Origin of the sequence: Streptomyces sp. NBC_01142, assembly GCF_026341125.1 — a bacterium.
Classification (GTDB): domain Bacteria; phylum Actinomycetota; class Actinomycetes; order Streptomycetales; family Streptomycetaceae; genus Streptomyces.
In genome coordinates, this window is the sequence record NZ_JAPEOR010000001.1 from 1,777,443 (window position 1) to 1,803,131 (window position 25,689).

The 25,689-nt window shown below is 70.0% G+C and carries 25 protein-coding genes; 11 read left to right on the top strand and 14 right to left on the bottom strand.

What is annotated here, in order from left to right; translation table 11 throughout:
* Positions 1-117: 117 nt before the first annotated feature.
* The gene (locus OG883_RS08225; protein WP_266536998.1) at positions 118-1,446 is read left to right on the top strand and encodes a class I SAM-dependent RNA methyltransferase; all 1,329 of its coding nucleotides are present in this window, start codon (positions 118-120) and stop codon (positions 1,444-1,446) included.
* Between the two features lie 477 nt (positions 1,447-1,923).
* Here OG883_RS08225 and OG883_RS08230 read toward each other — a convergent pair whose 3' ends face one another.
* The 6 genes from OG883_RS08230 to OG883_RS08255 form a co-directional block, all read right to left on the bottom strand.
* Complete coding sequence (locus OG883_RS08230; RefSeq protein WP_266536999.1) at positions 1,924-2,028, bottom strand: hypothetical protein; 105 nt, start codon at positions 2,026-2,028, stop codon at positions 1,924-1,926.
* 198 nt (positions 2,029-2,226) lie between these two features.
* A complete protein-coding gene (locus OG883_RS08235; RefSeq protein WP_266541352.1) occupies positions 2,227-3,468 on the bottom strand; it encodes a glycosyltransferase in 1,242 nt (413 codons plus the stop codon).
* A 174-nt stretch (positions 3,469-3,642) separates the two neighbouring features.
* On the bottom strand, positions 3,643-4,425 hold the full coding sequence (locus OG883_RS08240) for a VOC family protein (RefSeq protein WP_266537001.1): 783 nt from the start codon (positions 4,423-4,425) through the stop codon (positions 3,643-3,645).
* A gap of 64 nt (positions 4,426-4,489) precedes the next feature.
* Positions 4,490-5,083, bottom strand: coding sequence for a dihydrofolate reductase family protein (locus OG883_RS08245; protein ID WP_266537003.1), 594 nt, complete (start codon positions 5,081-5,083; stop codon positions 4,490-4,492).
* 26 nt (positions 5,084-5,109) lie between these two features.
* Positions 5,110-6,111: a GNAT family N-acetyltransferase gene (locus OG883_RS08250; RefSeq protein WP_266537005.1), complete on the bottom strand. Its 1,002-nt coding sequence runs from the start codon at positions 6,109-6,111 to the stop codon at positions 5,110-5,112.
* Positions 6,112-6,743: 632 nt separating this feature from the next.
* The gene (locus tag OG883_RS08255) at positions 6,744-7,712 is read right to left on the bottom strand and encodes a helix-turn-helix domain-containing protein (RefSeq protein ID WP_266537007.1); all 969 of its coding nucleotides are present in this window, start codon (positions 7,710-7,712) and stop codon (positions 6,744-6,746) included.
* 477 nt (positions 7,713-8,189) lie between these two features.
* Between OG883_RS08255 and OG883_RS08260 the strand changes: the two genes are divergently transcribed.
* The 5 genes from OG883_RS08260 (at position 8,190) to OG883_RS08280 (ending at position 12,222) form a co-directional block, all read left to right on the top strand.
* Complete coding sequence (locus OG883_RS08260) at positions 8,190-8,921, top strand: flavodoxin family protein (protein ID WP_266537009.1); 732 nt, start codon at positions 8,190-8,192, stop codon at positions 8,919-8,921.
* A gap of 283 nt (positions 8,922-9,204) precedes the next feature.
* Complete coding sequence (locus OG883_RS08265) at positions 9,205-10,263, top strand: NAD(P)-dependent oxidoreductase (RefSeq protein WP_266537010.1); 1,059 nt, start codon at positions 9,205-9,207, stop codon at positions 10,261-10,263.
* The gene (locus OG883_RS08270; protein ID WP_266537011.1) at positions 10,260-10,937 is read left to right on the top strand and encodes a glycosyltransferase family 2 protein; all 678 of its coding nucleotides are present in this window, start codon (positions 10,260-10,262) and stop codon (positions 10,935-10,937) included. Before OG883_RS08265 ends, OG883_RS08270 begins: the two co-directional genes overlap by 4 nt.
* Positions 10,934-11,557: a DUF2064 domain-containing protein gene (locus OG883_RS08275; RefSeq protein ID WP_266537014.1), complete on the top strand. Its 624-nt coding sequence runs from the start codon at positions 10,934-10,936 to the stop codon at positions 11,555-11,557. Before OG883_RS08270 ends, OG883_RS08275 begins: the two co-directional genes overlap by 4 nt.
* Entirely contained in the window at positions 11,554-12,222 is a 669-nt protein-coding gene (locus OG883_RS08280) for a methyltransferase domain-containing protein (RefSeq protein WP_266537016.1), read from the top strand. The genes OG883_RS08275 and OG883_RS08280 overlap by 4 nt, the downstream gene beginning before the upstream one ends.
* Positions 12,223-12,259: 37 nt before the next feature.
* Here the strand turns inward: OG883_RS08280 and OG883_RS08285 are convergent, their stop codons facing one another.
* On the bottom strand, positions 12,260-12,736 hold the full coding sequence (locus OG883_RS08285) for a hypothetical protein (RefSeq protein ID WP_266537019.1): 477 nt from the start codon (positions 12,734-12,736) through the stop codon (positions 12,260-12,262).
* Positions 12,736-13,953, bottom strand: coding sequence for a molybdopterin-dependent oxidoreductase (locus tag OG883_RS08290; RefSeq protein WP_266537021.1), 1,218 nt, complete (start codon positions 13,951-13,953; stop codon positions 12,736-12,738). Before OG883_RS08290 ends, OG883_RS08285 begins: the two co-directional genes overlap by 1 nt.
* A 114-nt stretch (positions 13,954-14,067) precedes the next feature.
* Here OG883_RS08290 and OG883_RS08295 point away from each other — a divergent pair, with 114 nt between their 5' ends.
* Positions 14,068-15,474, top strand: a complete 1,407-nt coding sequence (locus OG883_RS08295) for a glycosyltransferase 87 family protein (protein ID WP_323180892.1) — start codon at positions 14,068-14,070, stop codon at positions 15,472-15,474.
* A 32-nt stretch (positions 15,475-15,506) separates the two neighbouring features.
* Here OG883_RS08295 and OG883_RS08300 read toward each other — a convergent pair whose 3' ends face one another.
* Positions 15,507-16,628 carry an IS630 family transposase gene (locus OG883_RS08300; RefSeq protein ID WP_266537024.1) on the bottom strand — a complete coding sequence of 374 codons (1,122 nt, stop codon included), beginning with the start codon at positions 16,626-16,628 and terminating at the stop codon, positions 15,507-15,509.
* Between the two features lie 270 nt (positions 16,629-16,898).
* The gene (locus OG883_RS08305; RefSeq protein WP_266537026.1) at positions 16,899-17,483 is read right to left on the bottom strand and encodes a helix-turn-helix domain-containing protein; all 585 of its coding nucleotides are present in this window, start codon (positions 17,481-17,483) and stop codon (positions 16,899-16,901) included.
* 77 nt (positions 17,484-17,560) lie between these two features.
* Between OG883_RS08305 and OG883_RS08310 the strand changes: the two genes are divergently transcribed.
* The 4 genes from OG883_RS08310 (at position 17,561) to OG883_RS08325 (ending at position 21,754) form a co-directional block, all read left to right on the top strand.
* Positions 17,561-18,487, top strand: a complete 927-nt coding sequence (locus OG883_RS08310) for a trans-aconitate 2-methyltransferase (protein ID WP_266537027.1) — start codon at positions 17,561-17,563, stop codon at positions 18,485-18,487.
* A gap of 283 nt (positions 18,488-18,770) precedes the next feature.
* Positions 18,771-20,219, top strand: a complete 1,449-nt coding sequence (locus OG883_RS08315; RefSeq protein WP_266537030.1) for an MFS transporter — start codon at positions 18,771-18,773, stop codon at positions 20,217-20,219.
* A gap of 2 nt (positions 20,220-20,221) precedes the next feature.
* Positions 20,222-20,569 (top strand): hypothetical protein, encoded by a 348-nt coding sequence (locus tag OG883_RS08320; RefSeq protein WP_266537033.1) that lies wholly within the window; start codon positions 20,222-20,224, stop codon positions 20,567-20,569.
* A 120-nt stretch (positions 20,570-20,689) separates the two neighbouring features.
* On the top strand, positions 20,690-21,754 hold the full coding sequence (locus OG883_RS08325; protein WP_266537036.1) for a serine hydrolase: 1,065 nt from the start codon (positions 20,690-20,692) through the stop codon (positions 21,752-21,754).
* 163 nt (positions 21,755-21,917) lie between these two features.
* On the opposite strand, the gene OG883_RS08330 is transcribed toward OG883_RS08325, so the two are convergent.
* From OG883_RS08330 to OG883_RS08345, 4 genes are all read right to left on the bottom strand, one after another.
* Positions 21,918-22,106 carry a DUF397 domain-containing protein gene (locus OG883_RS08330; RefSeq protein WP_266537038.1) on the bottom strand — a complete coding sequence of 63 codons (189 nt, stop codon included), beginning with the start codon at positions 22,104-22,106 and terminating at the stop codon, positions 21,918-21,920.
* Positions 22,103-22,984 (bottom strand): helix-turn-helix transcriptional regulator, encoded by an 882-nt coding sequence (locus tag OG883_RS08335; RefSeq protein ID WP_266537040.1) that lies wholly within the window; start codon positions 22,982-22,984, stop codon positions 22,103-22,105. The genes OG883_RS08330 and OG883_RS08335 overlap by 4 nt, the downstream gene beginning before the upstream one ends.
* A gap of 252 nt (positions 22,985-23,236) precedes the next feature.
* On the bottom strand, positions 23,237-24,652 hold the full coding sequence (locus OG883_RS08340) for an MATE family efflux transporter (protein WP_266537042.1): 1,416 nt from the start codon (positions 24,650-24,652) through the stop codon (positions 23,237-23,239).
* Between the two features lie 5 nt (positions 24,653-24,657).
* Entirely contained in the window at positions 24,658-25,686 is a 1,029-nt protein-coding gene (locus OG883_RS08345) for a cysteine synthase family protein (protein WP_266537045.1), read from the bottom strand.
* Positions 25,687-25,689 lie beyond the last annotated feature (3 nt).

Consider the following 25,689-nt stretch of genomic DNA (forward strand, 5'->3'; position numbering starts at 1 on the left):
CCCCACATGCCTGTGTGAGGCCCCACGTGCCTGTTGGTGAGCGGCCGGGCAACACCCACGTAGAGTGGTGGGTTGTTGTCCGGCCGTTTTCCCTTGATCTTCTGGAGTCACCCCACCATGCAGAACGCATCTGAGTCTTCGCTGGTCGGGGAGGAGTACGAGGTCGAGGTCGGGCCCGTCGCGCACGGCGGCCACTGCATCGCCCGTACCGAGGAGGGGCGCGTGCTGTTCGTACGGCACACGCTGCCCGGCGAGAAGATCGTGGCCCGCATCACCGAGGGCGAGGAGGGCTCCCGCTTTCTGCGCGCCGACGCGGTACGGATCCTCGAGGCCTCCAAGGACCGCGTCGAGGCCCCCTGCCCCTACTCCGGCCCCGGTAACTGCGGCGGCTGCGACTGGCAGCACGCCAAGCCCGGCGCCCAGCGACGGCTCAAGGGCGAGGTGATCGCCGAGCAGCTGCAGCGGCTCGCGGGCCTCACTCCTGAGGAGGCCGGCTGGGACGGCACGGTCATGCCCGCCGCCGGCGACAAGCTGCCGCAGGGCGAAGTACCGGCCTGGCGCACGCGTGTGCAGTACGCGATCGACACGGAGGGCCGCGCGGGGCTGCGCAAGCACCGCTCGCACGACGTCCAGCCGATCGACCACTGCATGATCGCCGCCCCGGGGGTCACCGAACTCGGCATCGAGAAGCAGGACTGGCCGCAGATGGCCACGGTCGAGGCGATCGCGGCGACCGGATCGAACGACCGGCAGGTCATCCTCACCCCGCGCCCCGGCGGCCGGCTCCCGCTGGTGGAGCTGGACAAGCCGGTCTCGGTGCTCCGGGTCGACGAGCGCGACGGCGGAGTGCACCGGGTGCACGGCCGCGCCTTCGTACGGGAGCGCGCGGACGAGCGCACGTACCGCGTCGGCATGGGCGGCTTCTGGCAGGTACACCCGCAGGCCGCCGACACCCTGGTCAAGGCCGTGATGCAGGGTCTGATGCCGCGCAAGGGCGAGACGGCGCTCGACCTGTACTGCGGTGTGGGCCTGTTCGCAGGCGCGATCGCGGAACGGATCGGCGAGAACGGCGCGGTGCTCGGCATCGAGTCCACCAAGCGCGCGGTCGAGGACGCCCGGCACAACCTCCAGGACCTGGAGCGCGTGCGCATCGAGCACGGCAAGGTCGAGCAGGTACTGCCGCGCACGAAGATCACCGAAGCGGACCTGATCGTGCTGGACCCGCCGCGCGCGGGGGCGGGCAAGCAGACGGTGAAGCACCTGGCGGGCTTGGGCGCACGGCGCATCGCGTACGTGGCCTGCGACCCGGCGGCGCTGGCGCGGGACTTGGCGTACTTCGGGGAGAACGGCTACCGGGTGCGGACGCTGCGGGCGTTCGACCTGTTCCCGATGACGCAGCATGTGGAGTGCGTGGCGATTCTGGAGCCGGCTGACAAGGGCGCCTGACCTGCGAGTTCGGTAGGTGTGCGTTACGGGCGATATCTTGACGCATGTTCGACGCGCGTGACGCACGTCTGACGCCCGACCGGGACGTGTTCTGACGGAGCATCATCAGCGGTGATTGTCTCCGGACGGAGTGGTGTTCCGTTGCGGAGGCGCTGCCTTCCCGAAGGGGGGAGGCCGACCGCACCCTGTCGGCGCATTTCGCCAGTCGCATCCGGCCGTGACGTTCCGTGACGGTGCAGTCCGATTCCTGGTGGCGGATGCCGGGCCCCGCCGGCCAGCGGGGCCGATGCCGGTCACCTCGTCTACGGGCAGGCTGCGGCGCTGCGCGCGATACGAGACCCGTAGTGGGAGCGGGAGGGGCCGACGGTGGCTGGAGGGCACGTGCTCTTGGCGCAGCCCGGGACGAGAAACATTCAGAGCCCCTGCTCCGCAAATTGAGTGGGGAGGCAGGAGCCCTGAAGGAGTCTCAGGCGAGAACTACTCGATCCACATCTCCACAGCTTCGAGGTTCAGAGCCTGACCTGTGGTGCCCAGCAGGATCTCCCATCCGGCATCCGGGTCCATCCAGCCCTTGTTCTGCACGTGAGCCGTTGGCGGCCGGAGGTACCGGTATTCAGTGAGACCTCCTCACAGAATGATCCTGGATGCCGGCGCTGTTGATCGCCGGGTGCGTAGGGATGTCGGGCTGCTGCCGCGGCGTGCGCCGTCTCTTCGGGGATGCCGAGTTGACGGTGCAGCCGGGCGCGGGGCACTGGTCCTGCCTTGACAATCCGGTGTGGTTCACGCAGTCATGGGCGGCCTTTCTTGGCTGACCGCGTCGAGCAGCAGCTTCGCGGCCACCGTTGTCCCGTCGGTGCGGATCGTGCCGGCCACGGCGGTCGCTCGTGCGCTGGTCTCCGGTGTCAGGGCCGTCCTGAGGGCGGCCGACAGGGAGTCGAAGGTCGGGGTCGGACCGTCGTGTGCCGCGCCGATGCCGAGCTCGGCCACCCGGCCGGCCCAGTACGGCTGGTCCGCCAACTGGGGCACCACCACCTGGGGAGCGCCGGCCCGAGCGGCCGTCGTCGTCGTCCCCGCGCCACCGTGGTGCACGACGGCAGCCACCCGTCCGAACAACTGCTGGTGGTTGACCTCGCCGACGGCGAAGCAGTCGTCCCGGTCGTCGATGAGGCCCAGATCCGCCCAGCCACGCCCGACGAGTACCCGGCGGCCCTTCGCGCGAACCGCCTCGATGGCCACCCGGGCCGCCTCCTCCCCTGCGCGCACGGCCATGCTGCCGAAGCCCACGTACACGGGCGGCGCGCCGGCGTCCAGGAAGGCCACCAGCTCCGCCGGGAGCGGCCGCTCGTCGGGCACCACCCACGCGCCGGTCTGTACGACGTCGAGATCCGGCGTCTCCAGCCACGGGTCCAGCGCCGGGTCCGTCGCCAGCCACGGCCGGTCGCCGAAGGCGTAGTCGCGGACGTTGTCCACCGGGGGCAGGCCGATCGACGCCCGGCTGGTGTTGAGCGCCTCACCGAACAGCGCATTGATGCTCTGGGCGTCCAGCTCCCACAGTGCCCGGTTGTCGGTCACCTCCGGCGGGAACGGCCGCCCCGGGTACGCCAGCGGCGGGCGCTGCGGCGAGGGCAGGGTCAGCTGCTGGAAGATCACGGACACGTAGCCGATGCCCAGCTTCTCGGCCACCGACCGCGCCCCGGCGATAGCCGGCATCGCGCCCGTCGCCACCAGCACGTCGCACCCCTCTGCCGCCGCGGGTATCACCTGGAACTGACTGGCAATCAATTCGGCCGCACGCTGGGGCAGATTGCCCTTCGACGGTGGCGGCGCCGCGGTCGTCAGCGCGCGCGCCGACTGCCCGACGCCCACCATGGACACGCCGACCCCGGCCAGCCGCTCCGCGAAGTCCTCGTCCGGCGGCGCGCACACCCGCACCTCGGCGCCGAGTTCCCGCAACCGCACCGCGAGTCCCACCAGCGGTTCGACGTCCCCGCGTGACCCATACGTCGACAACAGCACACGCACTTCGTGAATCTCCAATTTCCGTAGTTTCTTGGCCGGGCCGACCATCCTGAGGCACGACCCGGGTCTTGCCCCCGGTGCGCTACGCGTTGAGAGTGGCGAGGAAGGAGTACTCCTCCTTGCCCTTAACGCCCGTAGTCAGCGCGGCCGTGGGGGCGATCAACCATCTCTCTTGAGCTACTGGGCCCAGGGCAGTTCGCGCGTGCCCTCGGTGCCGGGAACGGAGGCGACCCCGTCGGAACGCATCGAGACGTGGACCTCGGCCCGCGCGGGCGCGTGGATCCGGCGGACCAGGTCGGCCGGCAGAATCAGGGTCTGGCCGGCCGAGACCTTCTCGGTACGGCCGTCGCAGGTCACCTCCAGGGCGCCCGCGGTGACCGTCCAGACCTGTTCACGGCTGATGGAGTGCTCGGGGCCGGTCGCACCGGCGTCCATCGCGACCGTCCAGGTGCTGAGTTCGGCGCTGCCGCGGCTGGGGGCCGCCAGGCCGGTCATGGTGGCGTTCGGGGAGACGGTGACGCTCTCGGTCGACGGAGTGAGTACGTGAAGGGCGGTGTCCTCGTCCGGGTCGGCGGGGTGGGCGGGGACGGCCCATTCGACGAGCTGGACGACGACCCCGTTGGGGTCGGTCAGCTGGAACAGGCGCTCGCCCCAGGGCTCTTCGCGCAGCGGCATGGTGATGGGGGCGCCCGCCGCGCGCAGACGGGCCTCCTCGGCATCGAGGTCGGGGACCGTGAGCGCGAGGATCAGGCCGCCCGCGTCCCGGTCCCGCTGCTCGGCGGGGAGGACCGCGGTGCCCTTGCGGAGCAGGACGATGTCGACGGCGGCGCCCTCGCGGGTCAGGGAGGCGAAGCCGTCCTGGGCCATGGCCACTTCGTAGCCGAGGTGGGTGCAGAGGAAGTCACGGGAGGCGTCGACGTCGGCGACGGTCAGGGAGAGGGTGGAGGCTGAGACGTTCACGGCGGCTCCTCGGAAGGTATGCGTGGGGTGCGTGGGTCGGAGGCGTGTCGGAGGGGCGGTCAGGTCAGTTCCGGCCGTCCTTTGACGACAGCGCCTTCGAGAAGGTGGTGATGGTGAGACCGGAGTCGAAGGATCGCGTGGCGACCGGCGCGAAGTTCGTCGGGGTGAAGGGGCCGTCGAACAGGGGGATGCCGGATCCGATGGTGATCGGATGGCGCTTGATGATCAGTTCGTCGATCTCGTCGCGCAGAGCGGCCGCCAGTTTGCCGCCTCCGCACAGCCAGATCCCCATGCCGTCCTGCTTCTTGAGCTCGCGGACCAGTGCGGCGGGGTTGTCGTCGACGACGGTGATCGCCGGATCGGGGCTGGTGAGCGTACGGGAGACGACGTACTGCTTCAGATGGGCGTACGGGCTGGTGAGCCCCGCCTTGAAGCCCGGGTCGTAGGTGCCGCGACCCATGATGACGGTGTCGAACCGTTCGGGGGCGCGGTCGGCGACGCCATACGGCTGGCGCGCGGGGGTGGGCATCGTCTCGGGGAATTCGGCCAGGATCGCCGCGGCTTCCTCCCCTTCGAAGGGGAGGAAGCCGTACTGGCCGTCGGGGCCGGCGATGTAGCCGTCGAGGGTGGCGGCGATGTAGTAGGTCAGCTTGCGCATGGGGAGGCTCGTTTTCTCGGGAGGGATCAGGCCGTCGGCAGGTCGAGTTGGAATTCGCGGGTGCGCCGGTAGGAGCGGAAGCCCAGCTCTCGGTTGACCGCGAGCATGTGGACGTTGTCCTCGGCGTTGTCGGTCTCGACCTCGACGACACCGGGGTGCTCGGCGCGCAGCCGCTGCACCATGGCGGCCTTGAGCCACAGCCCCAGACCGTGGCCCCGGTGTGCGGGCACGACCGCGGTGTCGTATTGCTGGGCCCGTGGCGGTACGCCCTGGGGGAGCAGGATCTCGGTGTAGCCGGCCATGGTGCCGTCGTCGTGGACGGCGGCGATGGTCAGCAGGGTGTCCCCGCGGCCGGCGATCACCTGGGCCATGGCCCGTACGCGGTCGGCGTCCCAGTCCACGCTGCCGTAGTCCAGGTCTCCGACGGGCATGTCGTTCATCGCATTCTTGGCCGCGGCGAAGGCGGCGGCGAGGTCGTCGGGCACCGTGCCGGTCCAACCGGTCAGCCGGTAGCCGGGGTGCTCAGCATCGCCGAGCCGGTGAACCTTGTCCTCGTCCAACTCGTCGAAGCGCAGGATCAGGTGGTCCAGGGCCAGCGCCAGGCGGAACTTCCACCTCTCGCAGAAGGCTTCGCCCGGGCTGTCGGCCGGGGCTTCGACGATCAGGCTGCGCCGGTCCTCGGTGCGGCAGGCCGCCACGACCGCCGACAGCAGGCGTGAGCCGGTGCCCTGGCGCCGGTGCGCGGGGTCGACGTGGAGTTCCAGTTCGGCCAGGTGATCCCTCCCCGGGGAGGTGAACAGCCGCAGGCCCGCGACTCCGACCGGGACGCCGTCCGCCCCGGTGGCCAGCCAGGTCAGCCGGTGGCTGTCCAGGGTGGGCTTGGTGAGCTGGGCGTGGATCTGCTCGGGACCGGGAGGCGGTACGCCCGGCAGGTCGTGGGCCATCGAGGCGGCGACGACCTGATGCCAGGCGGCGGCGTCGGTGACGGAGATGTGATCGAGCGGAGTGGGATGGATGTGCTCGGACAAGGCGGTGACTCCCGAATTCAAGGTGATCGAATTGCTCTGAAGGCATGGGGGGCTGATGGCTCGGCACATCGGTCGACCCGTGCGAGTGAGGTGCCGCCTGCGTCAGCGAGTGCGTCGAGGCGGCGGTTTCCGGCATCTTCTCCGCGAAGGCGGCGGCTTCGTCGCGGTTGGGGCCGGATCGGTTCTTGGGAACGGCCCGCCTGCCCCGACCGCCGAAAGTCCCGGCGCTCCAGAGCGCCGGGCCGCTGCAACGTGCGGCTCTGCATCGACAGATGTTGTCGAACAACCGGAATGTCTATCCGGTCGACAGTTCTGTCGCCTGAGTCCGCACAGCAATTGAACACGGACGCCCCAGGGTGGCCGAACAAGCAACCAGCAGCGCGAGACGCCCTCTGCAGAACGAGACTGCACAGCGTCGCGGTCCTAAGCCACCACGCACATGGTGCATCACTGTTCCCCCAGGGCTGATCCAGCTTGAACGACGTCGCCCTGGCGTGCGCTGAACCCCCAGGCCGAGATCGCTGGAGCAGCACCACTCACTTCGAGGGGTTGCCTCCAGCGATCTTCAACCTATGACCACGTGACGCGCGGCGGTGTGCATGACGTGCAGGCACGTTCGACACTCCGTGCACCTACGTGTGCAGGGCATTCATGCGGTATTCGGTGGGGGACATGCCGTGCGCCTCGCGGAAGGCGCGACCGAAGGCTGTGGCGCTGGAAAACCCCCACCGTGCCGCAATGGCCTGAACAGGCCGGCTACTCAGGTCTCGACACGCCAGGTCAACGCGACAGCGTTCGATCCGCTCTCTGCGGATGGTTGCCGCGACGCTGAAGGGCTCCTCGCGGAACAGGTTGTAGAGAGTGCGCAGGGAGATGTTGTGCCGGTCCGCAATCGACTGAGGCGTCAGGTCCGGGTCCCCGAGGTTGTGCTCGATGAATGCGGTGATGCGCCGCCGCATCACCTGTGCGCGGGCCTCTGCCGGTGCCTCGTCCAGCGCTCCCAATTGCTGGGCCAGGCAGGCGGTGGCCAGGTCGAGCGTCATGGAGCCCAGTCGGTTCATCTCCTCGACGCCGCAGTGCGGGCCGCTACTGAGCAGCGTGCCGAGAAACTCGGCGAGGATCGCCGTAGTTCCCGCGCTCACGGGGATGCGCTGCCCGAGGAGGCGGTCCACTCTGTCCGACCGTAGAGGCAGGACGGTCCGGGGTATCTGCAGCACGACCGCCTCAACCTGCCCGTCGGCGCCGACCCCTTCGTTCTCCATCGGATGCGAAGTGTTGGTCAACACCAGATCCCCGGCGATCACCGACTCGTGGCCAAGCTGAGAAACCCTGAAGGCCCCTCGTGTGACCAGCGCCAGCTGGTACTGCTCGGGATCGCCCCTGCGCACGTGAGCCGAAGTACGGTGCGACAGCACCGGCGAGAAAGCGAAGGTCGACAATCGCACGGCGCCGAGCTCCAGCTCCGTAATCTTTGCCCGGAAGTCGGTCGTGTGCTGGGTGCTGAGACTGACAGGCATCAGGTCACTGGACACCGTCTCGCAGAACCACTCGAACCTGTCTCCACAGGGCACAGCCGCAGCCGATACATCCAACGATCCCACTCAGTCCCCCCACACCCTGCACACCTTCTGCGTGGCATCGATTATCAGCCATGGTTCGCGGGGCACCCGGGCAGGAGTACGGGCCTCCGGAGCGGGACCGCTTGGCGGAGCCGGCCATTGCGGCGCGTTGGTGGCCGGCACCTGTCCGTGCGCGGTGATGCCCATGACCAGCGGCGGGGACGATCCGTACGATCCGCGCGTCCGGACCCGGTGCCACAGGCCGGGGCTCGGACCAGGTGCCGGTGCTCAGTCGGGTGGAGGCGTGCCGCCCGCTCCGAAGCGTCGATGGTGTGCCGGGACGGAAGCGGTCGTCGGGGCGGGCCATGGCCATAGGGCTTGGTTTTCCGGGCCGTTGGGCCGGTGGGGTGGTCATCGGCGGCTGCCCGTGCCGTAGGGGCCATGGCAGTTGTCCGGCCAGCACGATGGACGGCGTTGCGCCGCCGTGAACGGCACGGCGCCAGAAGCCAGGAGGACTCCGTGACCGCCCAGCCGCAGTCTGTCGAGTCACCCCGTTACGACGACCTGCGTGCCCTCGTCGTCAACTGCACTCTCAAGCGGTCGCCCGACGTGAGCAACACGCAAGGACTCATCGACAAGAGCCGGTCGGTGATGGAGGCGCAGGGGGTCCAGGTCGACGTCGTGCGGGCTGTCGACCACGACATCGCGACCGGAGTGTGGCCGGACATGACCGAGCACGGGTGGGCCACCGACGAGTGGCCCGCTCTGTACGAGCGGGTGATGGCCGCCGACATCCTGGTGCTGGCCGGGCCGATCTGGCTGGGCGACAACAGCTCCGTCATGAAGCAGGTCATCGAGCGGCTGTACGCGTGCTCGTCGCTGCTCAACGACCGGGGACAGTACGCGTATTACGGCCGGGTCGGCGGGTGTCTGATCACCGGGAACGAGGACGGCGCGAAGCATTGCGCGATGAACGTCCTGTACAGCCTCCAGCACCTCGGGTACACGATCCCGCCGCAGGCCGACGCGGGATGGATCGGCGAGGCGGGTCCGGGCCCCTCGTACCTCGATCCCGGCTCCGGCGGGCCGGAGAACGATTTCACCAACCGCAACACCACCTTCATGACCTGGAACCTCATGCACCTCGGCGCCATGCTCAAGCAGGCGGGCGGCGTTCCCGCGCACGGCAACCAACGCGCCGAGTGGGACGCAGGCTGCCGGTTCGACTACCCGAACCCCGAACACCGGTAAGCGAGCAGGTGGCCGTGCCGGGTCGGCACTCGGCCGGAAGGACGCGGACCCGGTGGGGCTCGGCGTCCCCGGAGCGGGCCCGCTGTCGTCGCGGCAACGATCGCTGTCCTGGCGACCGGTCTGACGTTCGGTCTCCAGCGTGCCCCCGAAGTACCGAAGTACCGAAGTGCCGAAGTGCCGAAGTGCCGAAGTCGGCATGGCCGGCAGGGGCAGTCCTTACGGACCTGTGACGGCCCGGCGCGGGTCAGGGGCGGATCGTGATCCGCGCCGTAGCGTCGGTGACATGCGAGTACTCCTTACTGGTGGCGCGGGCTTCATCGGTGCGCAGGTCGTGGCCGCCCTTGTCGCGCGCGGCCACGATCCGATCGTCCTTGATGCCCTGCTCCCCTCGGCCCATCCCGTTTCCCCGCTGATGGCTGCCGATGCCGACTGGGTCCACGGGGACATCAGGGACCGCGAGGTCCTTGCGCGGGCGCTGCATGGCGTGGACGCGGTGTGCCATCAGGCGGCGATGGTCGGCCTCGGCAAGGACTTCGCCGACGCACCCGAGTACGTCTCCTGCAATGACCTGGGCACGGCGGTACTGCTCGCGGCCATGGCGGAGGCCGGGGTCCGCGATCTGGTGCTGGCCTCTTCGATGGTCGTGTACGGCGAAGGCCGCTACGACTGTCCGGTCCACGGCCGGGTCCGGCCCGGCCCGCGGCCGGTCGCGGTGCTCGAGGCGGGCCGGTTCGAGCCCGAGTGTCCCGTCTGCGGGCATGAACTGGCGCCCGGTCTGGTGGAGGAGGACACCCCCGCCGATCCGCGCAATGTGTACGCGACGACCAAGCTCGCCCAGGAACATCTCGCGGCGGCCTGGGCCCGGTCGACGGACGGCAGGGCCGTGGCGCTGCGCTACCACAACGTGTACGGACCGGGGATGCCGCGCGACACCCTGTACGCGGGCGTGGCGTCATTCTTCCGCTCGGCGCTGGAGCGCGGCGAGGCGCCGCGTGTCTTCGAGGACGGGCGCCAGCGGCGGGACTTCGTGCATGTACGGGATGTCGCGGCCGCCAACGTGCTGGCGCTGGAGGCGGTGGGCGGCCGCGAGCCCGGCGTACTGACGGCGTACAACACGGGCAGCGGAACACCACACACGGTGGGGGACATGGCGGCCGAGCTGGCTTCCGCGCACGGCGGTCCGGCACCGGTGGTGACAGGGGAGTTCCGGCTCGGCGACGTACGCCACATCACCGCCGACTCGCGCCGTCTGAAGGCCGAGCTGAGCTGGCAGCCGGCGGTCGGCTTCGCTGCGGGCATGGCGGAGTTCGCGACGGCGGGACTGAGGGGTGCGAACGCGTGAGCGTGACGGTGGATGTCGTCCTGCCGTGTCTGGACGAGGCTCAGGCGCTTCCCTGGGTCCTGGAACGGATTCCGGCCGGGTGGAGGGCGGTTGTCGTCGACAACGGTTCGACCGACGGGTCCGCGGACCTTGCACGGTCGCTGGGCGCGACGGTGGTGCACGAACCGCGCCGCGGTTTCGGCGCGGCCTGCCACGCGGGCCTGCTGGCCGCCGATGCGGAGTACGTCTGCTTCTGCGACTGCGACGCCTCGCTGGACCCCGGGCTGCTGCCGGACCTCGTACGACGGGTCGCGGACGGTGAGACGGACCTGGTCCTGGGCCGGCGACGGCCACAGGCGCCGGGTGCATGGCCTCTGCATGCCCGCGCCGGAAATCTGGTGCTGGCGCGCATGCTGCGCCGCCGCACCGGGCTGTCGCTCCGGGACCTCGGCCCGATGCGGGCGGCGCGCCGCAAGGACCTGCTGGGCCTCGGCCTCACGGACCGGCGCAGCGGCTACCCGCTGCAGATGGTCGTCCGGGCCGCTGACGCGGGCTGGCGGGTGACCGAGCTGGACGTGCCGTATCTGCCCAGGACCGGCAGGTCGAAGGTGACCGGGACCTGGCGGGGCACGTGGCAGACGGTCCACGACATGCGGGCGGTGCTGGCGAAGTCGCCCGGGAAGGAGACAGCATGACCACGCTGCTCGTCATCGCGAAGGAACCCGTGCCGGGACGGGTCAAGACCCGGCTCACCCCCCGGTACACGCCCCAGCAAGCCGCCGCGCTGGCCGAGGCGGCACTGGCCGACACTCTGGAGGCGGTACGGGCCACCGCTGCGGCGCGGCACGTACTGGTGCTCGACGGAGTGCCGGGCGCCTGGCTGCCGGCCGGGATCGACGTCGTACCGCAGGTCGGGGGTGGGCTGGACGAGCGGCTGGCCGCCGCGTTCGCAGCCTGCTCGGGACCCGCCCTGCTGATCGGCATGGACACCCCGCAGGTGACACCCGCCCTGCTCGCCCACGGGCTGGAACTCGCCACGAGCGGGGCCGTGATCGGGCCTGCTGAGGATGGTGGCTTCTGGGCGCTGGGCCTGGCCGAGCCCGATCCGGGGCTGCTGCTGGGCGTGCCCATGTCCGTGCCGGAGACCGGGGCCGTCCAACGGCGGCGGCTGGTCGATGCGGGTCTGACGGTGCGCGATCTTCCCCAGCTGCGGGACGTCGACACACCCGACGACGCGCGTCAGGTGGCCGCCGAAACGCCGGGCGGCCGGTTCGCCGCCGCAGTGGCGCGGCTGACCGGGGCGGGGGCTCGATGACGCCGACGGTCCCCATGGGAACGACCCCTGGCACGGCGTGGCGGGCCGATCCCTACACCGCCGCGCTGCGTACCGGCCGCGGCCCGCTGTTCCTGCGTCGCCCGGACGGCTGGCTGTTGCCGCTGGAGGTCGAACGCTGGTGCGCCGCCCCGGACGCGGCGGACCTGACCGTGCTGGACCGCTGCCGGGGGCCTGTCCTGGACATCGGCTGCGGTCCTGGCCGGCTGGTGGCCGCGCTGGCCGAGCTGGGCCGGCCGACCCTGGGGGTGGACGTCAGTCCGGCGGCCGTCGCCCGCACGGTGGTCTCGGGCGGCAGCGCGCTGTGCCGGTCGGTCTTCGATCCGCTGCCGAGGGAGGGCAGTTGGGGTACGGCGCTGCTCATCGACGGCAACATCGGTATCGGCGGCGACCCTCGTGCCCTGCTGTCCCGGATTGCCCAACTCGTCGCCCCGGACGGCCTGCTGATAGCCGAGGCGGCTCCGGTGGACGTCGACGAGCGGGTCGACGTCCGTGTCGTGGACGGCGAGGGGACCCCGGGCGCGGCTTTCCCGTGGGCCCGGTTGGGCTTGGCCGCGCTCCTCGTCTGCGCCACCGAGTCAGGCTGGAGCCACGCGGTGCCGTGGACGGTCGCCGGGCGCACGTTCGCGACCCTCTCCCGCGGCTGACGGCCGTCGAAGGACGCAGCCACGGCCGGGGCAAGCTCTACGACATGCCGTCTCCGGCATCCTCGTCGCTGTCGTTCTCCCGGGTCCCCTCACGGCGGGAACGTCGGCGAACCGGCCACGCGGCCAGTGCCCGGGCGGCCCGGGGCAGGATCAGCACGGCGGCCGCCAGGGCCGCGACGACGCCCAGGGCCAGCAGCCAGTTGCGCAGGTAGTCCAGCGGCAATGCGGACGGGTTCGTCGGGGTACCTGGGCGCAGCAGCGGGGGCAGGGCGATCAGGGTCAGCGCACCGCAGACGATCAGCGCCGCCCGGAGCGCGCCGCGCGCGGGCAGGGCCGCCAGCACGAAGCCCACCGCCAGGACCAGCGGCGCGATGAGTCCGTCGTGGAGGACGATCGCCCCTCCCAGCCAGACCACGACCTCCCACGGATCCCGCACGCCGCCCGCGCCGAACAGCAGCCAGGCTCCGAAGCCCATCACCGCGACGCCGACCGCGCCCACCACGAACCGCAGCATCAGAGCACCTCCAGCCGGGTAACCCACTTGGTCTGGAGAACGCCGGGGCGGTTCGGGGCGATGACGCGGGCCGGGAAGCCGTGATCCAGGGAGAGGATCTCGCCGTTGAGCCGCAGCGCGAGCAGGGTCAGCGGGTCGCGTGCGTAGCCGCGGCCCATCTCCATGATCCGGTAGGCCCCGCGCTTCTCCAGCGACACCACGCGCAGCAGCGCCCCGGGCGGGGCACCCGCCCGGTCCAGCAGATCCCGGATCCGTACACCCGTCCAGTCGGCGGACTTGCTCCAGCCTTCGACGCAGGCGATCGGCAGGGTCACGGTGCGCTGGGGCATGGCCCGGAGCTCGTCGAGTGAGAGCTCGTAAGGGCGTGGCCCGGCAACCGACAGCCGCCATTGGCCCGCCGGGACCCCGGCAGCGAGCCCGGCCGCCGCCGCGGTGCGGTTGACCGGGAGGCCCTGCGGGCCGTGGTCGGGGTGGCGCGGGGCCAGCAGGTCGAAACGCTTCAGCGGGGTGAACGACTGCCCCACCGTGACGACGGTGACCGCGCCGACGGCCGCTGCGACCCCCGTCAGGAACGACCGTCGGTCCGGCCCGTCCTCTGCGGGGAGCTCCAGTGTCCCGGGCGAGCGACGGGTCCAGTGCGCCTTGATCTCCGGTGCCTTGACCGCGATGTGCAGCAGCAGGGCGCCCACCAGCACCCAGGCCACCGCGAAGTGCACCGGGACGAAGGAGAACGGCCACGGGTACCACTGGAAGGTGTTCAAGAGCCCGCTGAACAGCTGGAACACGGCCGCTGCCACCAGCACCGCCACCGACAGCCGCTCCAGCGCGTGCCGGAGGGAGCGGGCCGGCGGCCACACGAACAACCGCGGGTACACGGTCCACAGCTTCGCCATCAGCAGCGGGATCGCCGCGATTCCGCTTGCCACGTGCAGCCCCTGGGTCAGCCGGTAGCCCCAGACCGGGCGCGGCGGCAGCAGCGGCTGCAGCCAGTCCGGCGGCGTCTGCAGAAAGTGGCTGATCAGCCCGGTCAGGAAACACACCGCAATCGCGACACCCAGCCAGCGGCCGACGGCCGTCGCGGTACGCGGATCATGCAGCCGGCCTTTGAAGGACGGCAACCACGCCCCGACGGACGGTGCTTGCCGCGTGAACCCGTGCAGCCGGTCCCTGAGGGATGTCGCGGCACCGCGCGTCGGCTCCGTTGGTCGCAGTCTCATGTCTCCATCACACCCCCGACCGCGGCGTCCGGCGCTGCTTCGACACCTTACGAATCGCTGACGTCAGGCGATGGCAGCCCGTCCGCGAATGCGCGGACTGGCACGCTGAGCAGCGTGATCAGCCCGCGCACACTCGGCACCGGCCTGCTGCTGGCCGCCCTCACCACCACGCTCGCCCTCACTGTCCGCCACGACGGCTACGTCACGGATTCCGTTGGCCTGGCCTGCTGGTACGGGGCCTGCTGGCTGCTGTTCGCACTGGCGGCCTGGTGCCTGAGGAAAGTCCCCGTCCGCCATGCCGTGGCGATGATCCTCGGCGGCTCCGTGATCGTCGCGGCGACCGGTCTCCTCGCTCCCCCACGCACCAGCAGCGACTCGTACCGCTACGCATGGGACGGCCGGGTGCAGGCGGCCGGGATCTCCCCGTACGACCACACGCCCGCCGGCCCCGCCCTCGCCCCGCTGCGCGACCCGTGGCTCTTCCCGACAGGCGCGGGATGCGCAGGCCCGGAACGCGTGCGGATCCCCGGCCCCGCGGGCGAGATCCACTGCACCCGCCTCAACCGGCCGAACGTCCACACCATCTACCCCCCGGTGGCGGAGGGCTACTTCCTGCTGGTCCACGCGCTCTCCCCGGAGGGCTCCCGGAACAAGCCCCTCCAGATGGGAAACGCGCTGTTGTCCGTGGGCGTGACCGGCGCGCTGCTGCTGGTGCTGCGCCGACGTGGCAACCCGCGCGACGCCGCGTACTGGGCCTGGTGTCCGGCCGTGCCCATCGAAGCGGTCAACAACGCCCACGCCGACATCCTCGGTGTGCTCCTGGGCGTGGCCGGTCTCGCCGTCGTCGTACGGCACCGTGCGGCGGGCGGCGCCCTCCTCGGAGCCGCCACCGCCACCAAGCTGCTGCCCGCGATCCTGCTGCCCGGCGCGCTGTCCGGGGTGCGCAGATGGCGTGACGCCGCCGCGGTCGTAGTGCCCGCCGCGGCCGTCGTCGCGCTGACGTACCTCCCGTATGCGCTGCTGTCCGAGGGCTCGGTCCTCGGCTATCTCAGCGGCTACGTCGAGGAGGAGGGGTACGAAGACGCCTCGGCCCGCAGCCGGTACGCCCTGCTGCGGCTCGTGCTGCCCGACAGCTGGGCAGTCCCGGCGGTCGCCGTCGTCATGCTGTGCGTCGTCGCACACGTCCTGCTCCGCGGCGACCCCTGCCGGCCGTGGCGCGGGGCCCTGCTGGTCACCGGCACGGCGTTCCTCCTGCTGACACCCGGCTACTCGTGGTACGGGCTGCTGCTCGTCGCGCTCGTGGCCATGGACGGCGGCTGGGAGTGGCTGACGGTCGCCGCGGCCGGGGCCGCCAAGTACGTCACGGTGCACTCGGGCGGCGACCCGGACGTCATCGGCACGACGGCCTACGCCGTCGCAGCCGTCGCGGTGCTCACCGGCTGTGTCCTGCGCCGCGTGCGACATGTGCGCGGCTCCGACGGACGGGTCAGCACCGACCCCGCCCACTCGATCCCGTCCTAGTGCTGTGGCCGGGATGGTTCACCGTTGGCTGTTCACGCGGCGGTCACGAGGGGGTGTCCGCCCCAGCGGATGCCTTTCTCGCTGCGGATGCGTGCGCGCTCCTTTCGTTGGGCGGCCAGGACGTCGGGGTGGCGGGCGTTGGTGTTGCGCCAGCGCAGGTAGGCGTGCAGGGCGCGGGTCTGGACGGTGTGGTTGGGGTGGTGGGAGTTGGCGAGGGTGAACTGCCGCAGCGGCCCGAAGTGCGCCTCGACGGGGTTGGCCCAGGAGGCGTTGGTCGGGGTGAAGCACAGCTCCACCCTGTTCTTCTTCGCCCAGACGCGGATCTTGGTGCCCTTGTGTGCGGAGAGGTTGTCCATGATCACGTAGATCGGGGCGCCGTCCGGGCGGGCGGCACGGATCGACTTCAGCGCGGCCAGGGAGTTCGCGGCACCTTTGTGGCGGCGGTTGACGCCCCACAGAGTGTCGTCGCCGACCGAGTAGCAGCCGTGGAAGTAGGTGACCCCGTGGGTGCGGTGGTAGGTCGCCGGGACCCGTTCGGGACGGTTCTGCTTCGCCCAGCAGGACCCGCCGGTGGGGCGGATGCCCAGCGGGCCGAACTCGTCGAAGGCGAAAACGCGGTCGGGGAAGTTGTCCAGGATGTGCTCGATGCGGTCGAGCTTGGTGTCGCGCTCGGGGTCGGTGGATTCCTTCCAGGTCTTGGTCCGCTGGAAGGTGACCCCACGGCGGGCGAGCAGGCAGCGCAGGGCCTCGCGGCCGATGCGGATCACCCGGCCGTGGACCTTGCGCAGGTAGGCGGCGAGTTTGCGGATGGACCAGCGGGTGAAGGGCTGGCCGAGTTTGGCCGGGCGGGTAGTGGCCGTCGCCACGACGAAGTCCTCGTCATCACGGCTGAGCAGGCGGGGACGGCCTCCCGCCCACCGAGGGTCCAGGCAGGCCAGGCCGATCTCGTTGAACCGGTGGATCACATCGCGCACCGTGTCCTCATCGGCCTGCACCAGCTGGGCGATGACCGGCACCCGGTTCCCGCCGGCCGAGGCCAGCAGCATCATCGCCCGCCGGTAGCGCACCGTGCTGGTGCTGCCCCGGCGCACGATCTGCTGCAGCCGCTGCCCCTCCTGGTCGGTCAGCCTGCGGACTCGAACGGGCTCTGCCACTACGCGCCTCCACGGTGCCGGATCGGATATGTCCTCACATCCAACCGGCCCAGCACCTACCAACGCGACCAGCAACCCGGTGAACCATCCCGGTCACAGCACTAGCTCCGGAGATCCCGAGGTCCCCCGTATAGAGCAGAGTCGCCCCGACCGGCTGCCTCGATGAGCAGTGCGGGCCTCTGGGCGATGCGGCCAGGACCTGCGCCGTGAGCCCCATGTCGACTCGGCCCGGCGACGTGCCGGTCGTCGCTCCGCCGAGGTGTCATGCCGTCATCCGCGGGGCTTCGCGCGGACGTGCATGCGCTCCCCCTGTCTCCCGAAGAGGCTGAGGATCTCGACGGGCCGTCCGTCCGCGCTGCTGAACCAGTGGGGCAGCCGCGTGTCGAACTCCGCGGCCTCGCCGGGGCCGAGGACCAGATCGTGCTCGGCGAGGACGAGCCGTAGCCGTCCGTCCAGCACATACAGCCACTCGTAGCCCTCGTGCGTACGGAGCTCCGGCTCGGCACCCCGGTCGGGGATGAGCATCTTGTACGCCTGGAGGGGGCCCGGGCTCCGGGTCAGGGGGACGAACGTACCGCCGTTCGGCATCGTGCGGGGTGTCAGCCGTACCCGAGGATCGCCCACTTCGGGGGCGCCGACCAGGTCGTCCAGGGGCACGTGGTACGCGCCGGCGAGCGGCAGCAGCAGTTCCAGGCTGGGGCGGCGCTGTCCGGATTCCAGCCGGGAAAGGGTGCTCTTGGAAATGCCGGTCGCCTCGGAGAGCGCGGCCAGGGTGAGACCGCTCTTGGCACGCATGCGTCTGAGCCGGGGGGCGACCTCGTCGAGGACCGCTTGGTAGGCCGGTGGCTTGTCCATGCGGGCATTCCACCCCGCCGTCCCGGAATCGGCAACAAGATTTGCCGTCACGACCCGGCGAGGGCACGCTCCTCGGCATGAGCCCACACAACGATTCCGGACATGGTCACGGACACGGACACCACCACACCGACATCGACTGGGAGGTCATGGCCACCGAGCTGGAGAACAGCGGCGAACTGCAACTCCCGGTCCTCCGCCGGACGGCGGCCCGCCTGGGGGAACTGCTCGGCCCGGAGAAGGAGGTCCGGCGCATCCTCGACATCGGCAGCGGCCCGGGCGTGATGACCTGCGTGTTCGCCGAGGCTTTCGCGGACGCCGAGGCGGTCGCCGTGGACGGCACGCCCGGGCTGCTGGACCGCGCCCTGGCTCGCGCCGAGCGGCTCGGCCTGGGTGGCAGGGTGGCCGTCCGGCACGCGGAACTGCCCGAGGGCCTGGACGGCGGTGACGAGCACCGGGAGGGTGGCCTCGGCACGGCGGATCTGATCTGGAGCAGCAAGGCCGTGCACCACCTCGGCGATCAGCAGGGCGCGTTGAACGCGCTCGCCGGTGTGCTGAGGCCCGGCGGGCTGCTCGCCGTAGCGGAGGGCGGCCTGCCCGTGCGCTTCCTCCCGCGCGACATCGGCATCGGCAGGCCTGGCCTTCAGGCCCGGCTCGACGCCGCCCAGGAGGACTGGTTCGAGATCATGCGAGTCGAGCTGCCCGGCAGCACCAACCTGGTCGAGGACTGGCCCGCGATGCTCAGCCGCGCCGGGCTCACCCGCGTCGGCAGCTTCACTTCCCTCCTCGACCTGCCGGCACCTCTGGGCGAGATGCCCCGCGCCTTCCTGCACGCCCATCTGACCCGGCTGCGGGAGATGATGAGCGAGTCCCTGGACCTGGAGGACCGCAGGACACTCGACGTACTGCTCGATCCCCGGGCGGCGGAGAACATTCTGCGGCGGCCCGACGTCTTCCTCCTCTCCGCCACCACTGTCTTCACGGGTGTGCGCGCGGCACGGTGACGTGCCGGACACGGGGGCGGCGGCGCACGAGCGGGAACTGGCCCGCGCACGCCGAGGGCCGGGCGGATGAATCCGATGGGGAAGGTGACGCCGTACCGCCGGCCCTCACGGTCGGTCGCGTCCGTTGCCCGGCACAACCCGCATCCCTGGAATCCGGCCGGACTCCTCCGGCCATCCCCTCAGCCTCGGGCCACAGCGTTCACCACCCTGCGGGCAACGCCTGGCTGCCCGGCCCGCAGTCACCTGGCGACCGGGCTTCGAAAGTCACCAGAGAACGGAGTTCATGTTGAAGCCGAGCAGTGCAGGACAAGATGAGGCAGCAGTCGAAAGTGCGGAGCGGACACCTTCGGTGCGGTGGGCGCTCGTCGGCCTTTCGCTGTCCATGTTGCTGTCCTCGCTCGGCACCAGCATCGCCAATGTTGGCCTGCCGACGTTGGCACAGGCGTTCACCGCCTCTTTCCAGGAAGTCCAGTGGATCGTCCTCGCTTATCTCCTCGTCATCACCACCGTGATCGTCAGCGTTGGACGGCTCGGTGACATCACCGGCCGCCGACGACTGCTACTGGCCGGAATCCTCCTGTTCACGGCGGCCTCGGTCCTGTGCGGCGTCGCGCCCACGCTCTGGCTGCTGATTGCCGCCCGGGCGGCGCAGGGCCTCGGAGCGGCCATCATGATGGCCCTCACCATGGCGTTTGTCGTTGAGACGGTTCCGAAGGCAAAGACCGGGAGCGCCATGGGGCTACTCGGAACGATGTCCGCGATCGGCACCGCTCTCGGTCCGTCGCTGGGCGGCGCTCTGATCTCCGGACTCAGTTGGCGGGCAATCTTCCTCGTCAACGCTCCGCTGGGGATCCTGACTCTTCTTCTCGCGCACCGCCACCTGCCCGTTGATCGGCGGGAGCCCAGAACAGACCGGGCCGGCTTCGACCACGTGGGCACACTGCTGCTTGCTCTGACACTCGCGGCCTATGCACTCGCCATGACAGTTGGGCGCGGCAGTTTCGGTTCGCTCAACACGGCTCTGCTGTTGGCTGCCGCCTTCGGAGTCGGCCTCTTCGTCCACGCCGAGGCGAGAGCAGCATCACCCTTGATCCGACTGGCAATGTTCCGCGATCCAGTACTGAGTGCGAGCCTCGCCATGAGCGCGCTCGTCTCGACGGTGATGATGGCCACGCTGGTGGTCGGGCCGTTCTATCTCGCTCGTACGCTCGGGCTCGAGGAGGCTCTTGTCGGACTCGCCTTGTCGGTCGGTCCGCTTGTCACTGCGCTGACCGGTGTGCCGGCCGGTCGCATTGCGGACCGTTTTGGCGCACAACGCATGACCATCGTTGGGCTCATCGTAATGGCGGCCGGTTCCATCATTCTCTCCATGACGTCAGAGACGCTCGGCGTCTCCGGCTACATTGCCCCCATCGTGGTCATCACCGTCGGCTATGCGGTGTTCCAGACGGCCAACAACACCGCCGTGATGACAGATGTCCGCCCGGATCAGCGGGGCGTCATTTCCGGCATGCTCAACCTGTCGCGCAATCTCGGGCTCATCACCGGTGCATCCGTCATGGGCGCTGTGTTCGCGCTCGCATCGGCGACGATGGACGTCACAGCGGCGCGTCCCGAGGCCGTTGCCACCGGTATGCGGCTCACGTTCGCCGTCGCGGCGATTCTGATCGTCGTCGCGCTGACCATTGCGGTGGGAAGCCGTGCTCTCTCGCGACGAAGTTCGAGGGAATGAGGATGCTCGCACTGCTGCCAGGGATAGGGATCCTGCTGCCGGACGGCGCGGGAACACTCCGCTTCGGCATGGACGATGACGCCACGCAGGAGACCTTGGCCCGCCTCGGTCGGGTCCGCGGCGAGGATGTCCTCGAGGCAACGTGGACATACACCGTCCAGTGGGGCGACCTTGAGCTGGCCGCCGGCGCGTACGGCATCGACCGGCCCGACCTGCAACCGGCCGACCTGCTGAAGTGGGGATGCAGGCAGCCAGTGGGCGCGCGGTTGCCGGGGCGTGGTGTCCATCCGGCTGGCACCCGTTCGATCAGGGGTACGGCCTCCATGGCCGGTAACACGTGCCGTCCCTAGCCTCGGATCATGATCTCTCGTCGCTTGTGCTTATCAGCTGCCGTGCTGACGCTGGTTGTGTCCGCTTCACCATCCACTGCCGCCGCGGCCGCGCCGCATCCTGCGGCCGCGGATTCGTCCGTGCAGCGCGACGCCGACGCGCTGCGCGATGCCGGGGTCACGGGGGTGTCGGTCCGGCTGGAAACCCCGCGCGGGACAGTTACGGCGCGTTCCGGTGTAGGAGACCTGGTCAGCCGCCGCCCGGTTCCGAAGGACGGCTATCTACGTCTGGGCAGCACCACCAAGACGTTCGTCGCCACCGTCATGCTGCAACTGGTGGGCGAGAAACGGCTGTCCCTTGACCAGACGGTGGAACAGTTGCTGCCCGGAACCGTTTCCGGCGCCGGCAACGACGGCCGGACCATCACGGTCCGCAACCTGCTGCAGCACACCAGCGGCCTGCACGACTACATCTACGACGTGTTCCCCAACCCCAGTGCCCAGACGTACTACGCCAACCGGTGGCATGCGTACCGGCCCGAACAGCTGGTCGCCATGGCCATGCGCCATGAGCCTGCCTTCCCGGCGGGCACACGCTGGGCGTATTCCAACACGAACTACGTCCTCGCCGGAATGATCATCGAGAAGGTCACCGGCCGTTCATGGGAACAGCAGGTCCACGACCGCATCCTGCGTCCCCTCGGCATGCGGGACACCGACACCCCCGGCACCCGGCCCTTCCTCCCGCATCCGTATACGGCCAACTACCAGCAGTTCACCGCGGACGGCCCTATGGCCGACACCACGATCCCCTACCGTCCCTTCGACAGCGGGGCCGACGGCTCGATGACCGGCACGGCCCGCGACCTCAACCGCTTCTTCGCCGCCCTGACCTCCGGACGGCTGCTGGAGCCCACTGAACTCGCTGCGATGAGGACAACCGTCCCGGTGCCGCAGGACAGCGGCCATCCAGCAGGCACCGGGGACGGCCTGGGCCTGTTCTTCACGCCCCTGTCCTGCGGCGGCGGATACCTCGGGCACGGGGGAAGCGGTTTCGGCTACGTCATCCGGGGCGCCGCCACCACGGATGGCCGGCGCGCCATCACTGTCTCCGCGCACAGCCGCTCCGCAGACCCGCACACCGCGGCCCGCCAGGAAGACGCACTGCGCAACCTGATCGACCACGCCCTCTGCCGCACCGAGTGAAACAGTCGGACAGAAACCGGTGGCCGGGGGAAGCCTCCGGCCACCGATGGGGCCAGCGCCCGTCTACCGGGCGCTCGCCGAGTACGAGAAAGCTCAGGCGTATCCCGAAGCCTGAGCGCTACGCGCCACCTGGCCGCAGTTATACGCATACAGGGCCGTGAAGTCAGGCCCGGGTGGCGTACGAGACGAAGCTCGTCCACGACGAGGGGGAGACGGCGAGCTGCGGGCTCTGCTCGACCTTGGAGTCCCGGACGTGGATCGTCTCGGGTGTCGTCGCCACTTCGACGCAGCTGTCGCCCTGCGTACCGCTGTAGCTGCTCTTGAACCAGGCCAGATCAGAGGTGGTGCTCATAGCGCTCCTCGCATTCGCTCCAGCAGGCTCACGGAGTCCGCGGGGTTGAGAGCCTGTGAGCGCAGTTTTGCATACCGCTGAAGCAGGACGCTGACCTGTTTCGGGTCCGCAATCAGCTGTCCCGACTGTTGCCCTTCGGTGTAGGCGAGCCACTTGTTGTCGGGTGTCTCCAGCAGCTGCATGGGCCCGTCAAGTCCCGCATGATGCTGCTGGTTCGACGGCATCAGCTGCACCTCGACGTTCCGCAGCGCCACACAGTCCAGCACATGCTCCAGTAAGCCCCGCATGACCGGCTCACCCCCGAGGCACCGCATGAGGATGGCCTCCTCGACAATGAAGCTGAAGGGCACATTGGGCCGTTCACGGAACAGCCGCTGACGATCCAGCCGAGCGGTGACCTGCGCTTCGAGCTGGTTGTCCGTCAGCGGCGGCACACTCTGCGCGAACACCGCTCGCGCGTAGCCCTCCGACTGCAACAACCCCGGCACCAACCGGCACTCGTAGGTGTCGAGAGTGACCGCTTCCGCCTCCAACTGCGCCCACTGCCGGAACCAACTGGCCAGCCCCGGCCGCCGCGACAAGTGCCTCGCCGCACCCCTCAGCGCTCCGAACGCGTCCAGGACCTCCTCAGCCCGGTCCACGAAGTCCGCCGGCGGGAAGCGACGCCCCTGCTCGATCGAGGCGACCGTCGGCACCGAGTAGCGCACGCGTGGCGCGAACTGTTCCTGCGTCAGCCGCGCCCGTTTCCGGAAGGCCTTCACGACCTCCCCGAATCCCTTCAAACTGTCGGAGCTCTCCGGCTCCCCGCCGTTCGCCGGACCCGCACAGGCAGGCGTCCCGCCTGTGCCGTCCGTCCCGCTGTTCCCGCCTGCCGCCATACCCGGCCACCTCCACGTACCGTGTCGCAACTGGCCCAGCGTCACGCTTCGTTACGTATGCCGTCCACCGTTCGTACCCGTACGCTGACTCGGCGTACGGGTCCCCGAGCTGGTGAACTGGCATACGCCGCAGGTGGATCAACGCCACACGCCCCCTGCACCGCCGACGAGCGGCCAGGATTCGGTCACCGTACGTACGTGCCCACGCTCACGCGATCGTGATCCTCCGTGGCCTTCGTCGCCGACTGCCGGTCACCCCGGGACCTGTCGCGGCTGGGCAGCGCGAGCGTTCATCAGGCCGGCCCGGACCGTGAGGGATGCCGAGTAGCGGCGCAGGAGGAGTACGGCGGTGGTGGCGAGGCCGATGAGAAGGCCGAGCCAGATGCCCAGGGTGTCGAGGCCCAGGGCATAGGCGAGGAGCCAGGAGGCGGGGAGTCCGACGGCCCAGTAGCCGATGAGGGTGATCCGGAAGCCGCTCTTGGTGTCGTCGAGGCCGCGCAGGAGTCCGACGCCGATGTTCTGTGCGCAGTCGAAGAACTGCAGGAAGGCGGTGACGATGAGCAGATGGGTGGCGATGGTCAAGGCCTGGTCGGAGCCGGAGCCGGAGCCGGAGTCCAGGAAGGGGGCCAGGACCAGCTGGGGAAGTGCGAGGTAGGCGATGCCGACGACGGTCATGACGGCTGCGGCGCAGGCGAGTGCGGTGTTCTTGATGCGGCGTGCGTCGTCGGTGCGGCCGAGAGCGAGTTCGCGGCTGACGTTGATGGACGCGGCGTGGGAGAGTCCGACGGCGACCTGGAAGACGATGTAGACGAGCTGGTTGACCGCGGTGTGCGCGGCGAGGGCGGCGGGACCGAAGGATCCGGCCATCAGCGCCGTGATGGAGAAGAAGCCGGCTTCCGAGCCGTAGGTGGCGGCGATCGGCACGCCGAGGCTGATGAGCCGCTTGACGGTGGCCGGGTCGGCCTTGGCGGCGTTCAGGGTGAGCAGCGGCGCCAGTTCGCGGTCCTTCTTCGCCGAGACGTACAGGGCGACGAAGGACAGAAGGTAGACGGTGGAGGTCGCGACGCCGATGCCGGTCAGTCCCAGGCGGGGTAGTCCCCAAGTGCCGTGGATGAGCACCCAGTTCAGGCCGGCGTTGACGGCGATGGACGCGATGGTGATCTGCAGCAGGGCCTGGGGGCGTCGCATGCCGACGGTGAACTGGCGGATGGCCTGGAACCAGAGGCACGGCAGCAGTCCGGGGGCCAGCGCGATCAGCAGGGTCCGGGTGCGTTCGACGACGGCGGCGTCCTGCCCGAGCCAGGTCAGGGCCTGGCCGATGAGGATCATGAGGACGGCTCCGGCGATGCCGGCGAGCGTGGCCACGGCAAGGCTCGCGCGGACGATCCCACGGACCTCTTCGTGATCCCCTTTTTCCTCCGTCTGCTCGGCGCGAGCTGCTGCGGCGGCTATCTGGTTGCCGACGGAGGTGACCAGGCCGACGCCCATGGTGCGCAGCTGGTTGAAGATGACGATGGCCAGGCCGCCGGCCGCCAGTTCCTGGGTGCCGAGCAGGCCCATCATCAGGGTGTCGGTGGTGGTCAGGGCGACCTGGGCGAGCTGGGTGAGGATGAGCGGGACGGCGAGGGTGGCCAGGGCGCGGCTGTCGCGGAGCAGGGTGGTCAGCATGGGAGTTATCGGTTCCTGCGGAGTTTGGTGAGGAGCTCGTCGACTTCCCGTTCCGCGTCGGGGTCGAGGAGTCCGCGGGCTTGCATCCAGTCGTCGTTGAAGACGGTGTCCATGTACTTCTCCCCGCCGTCGTTGACGAGCGCGACCATAGTCGTGTCCGGGGGAAGCGAGGACAGGCGGGTCAGGGCCTCGTGGACGACGCCGCCTGCGGAGCCGCCGATGAGCAGGCCGGTACGGGCGACGGCGCGGCAGGTCGCGAACGCCTCGATGTCGCCGACCTTGACCCCTTCGTCGATGAGGCCGAAATCGACGAGGGCGCCGATCTCGGCTCCTTCGGGGGTGCCGGTGCCGGACTGGTAGTAGTCGTGGGCGGGGCCGCCGAAGGCGATCGATCCCCTGGGCTCGACGCCGATGGTCGAGAAGCCGGATATGAGCGTGTGCAGTTCGCGTGCGGTGCCGCACAGCGCCCCGCCCGTGCCGACCGCTCCGACGAGGACGTCGATCTTGCCGTCGAGCGCCTCGTTGAGTTCGTGGGCGACAGGGAAGTAGCCGACGCCGTTGCTGGGGTTGTTGTGCTGTTCGGTGAAGATGGTGTTGTCCTGGCCGCGGGCCATGTCCTCGGCGAGTTCCTCGCGGGCGGCGGTGGCGAGCTCTTCGGTACCGTCGTCGACGACGTAGACGAGTTCGGTGCCCAGGGCCTTCATACCGCGCAGCTTGTCGGTGCAGGCGTGGTGGTCGACGACGGCGGTGAAGGTGTAGCCGCGTTCGGCGGCGATGACGGCGAGTCCGAGGCCGGTGTTGCCGGAGGTGGACTCGATGATCTGTCCGCCGGGCCGCAGTTCGCCGCGGTCCTCGGCGTCGGTGACCATCTGGCGGGCCATGCGGATCTTCGCGGTGCCGGTGGGGTTGAACATCTCCAGCTTCAGCAGCAGACGGCTGCCGGTTTCGGTGGTGGCGAGTTCCAGCAGAGGTGTGTACCCGATGAGGTCGGACACGCGGGAGACCACGGCGGGGCGCTGAAGTGCTCCGGTCATCGA